This window comes from Kitasatospora sp. NPDC054939 (assembly GCF_053610105.1).
The window spans coordinates 1-614 of record NZ_JBSGXP010000207.1 but is presented as its reverse complement, the minus strand read 5'-3'; the positions used below and the strand labels follow the sequence as shown (position 1 = coordinate 614).

The window sequence follows — 614 nt, the reverse complement described above, 5'->3', positions numbered from 1 at the left end:
CGGCCGACTCCGTGTTGGGGGGTTTGTGGTGGGCCGGGCCGGGTGGTGGTGGCCGGGCCGACGGCTTCGGCAGACCTGTCCATGGGTCACCTGCCCCGGATGCGGTCAGATTGTGGTGGATGTGCGATCAATAGTGCGCGCCATATGCGGCGTACTGTGCTACCTTCCTCGCTGGGAGGTATGTGATGTCTGAGATCTATGCGGCGGTGGATGCGCTGCTGGCCAAGGCCAGGGACGGTGGGGATTTGCCGGAGCCTGCCGAGCGGGAGCGGCTGCGCAAGGCCGCCGGCCTGACCCAGGTCGAGGTGGCCGCGGCGCTGGACACTCGGCGGGAGACCTTCGCGAAGTGGGAGGCCGGCGCCGCCCAGCCGAGGGCGCCGAGGCGTGGCGCGTACGCGTTCCTGCTGGCGGGTCTGGCCGACATCCACGGCACGCAGGGCCCGGACGGCTGGCTGACGCTGGCCCGCCAGGCCCGCCCCCTCGATGCCGGCACCGAGACCGCGGAAGGGAAGTGAGACCCTGATGGACCGTAAGACGTACACCGCCGAGCTCGCCGGCCTGCGTGAGCTGCGAGGCGAGATCACGGCCGCCGAGAAGCAGGTCGCGGCCGCGCA

Annotated in this window: 1 protein-coding gene; it reads left to right on the top strand. The window is 71.2% G+C overall.

Annotation, left to right across the window (positions count from 1 at the left end; all coding sequences use genetic code 11):
* Window positions 1–185: 185 nt before the first annotated feature.
* Window positions 186–515, top strand: coding sequence for a helix-turn-helix domain-containing protein (locus ACWGB8_RS35790; RefSeq protein ID WP_452217839.1), 330 nt, complete (start codon window positions 186–188; stop codon window positions 513–515).
* Window positions 516–614: the final 99 nt, after the last annotated feature.

Coding starts and splice junctions, on each gene's coding strand:
- ACWGB8_RS35790 (WP_452217839.1), top strand. CDS start 186: ATGTCTGAGATCTATGCGGCGGTGGATGCGCTGCTGGCCAAGGCCAGG.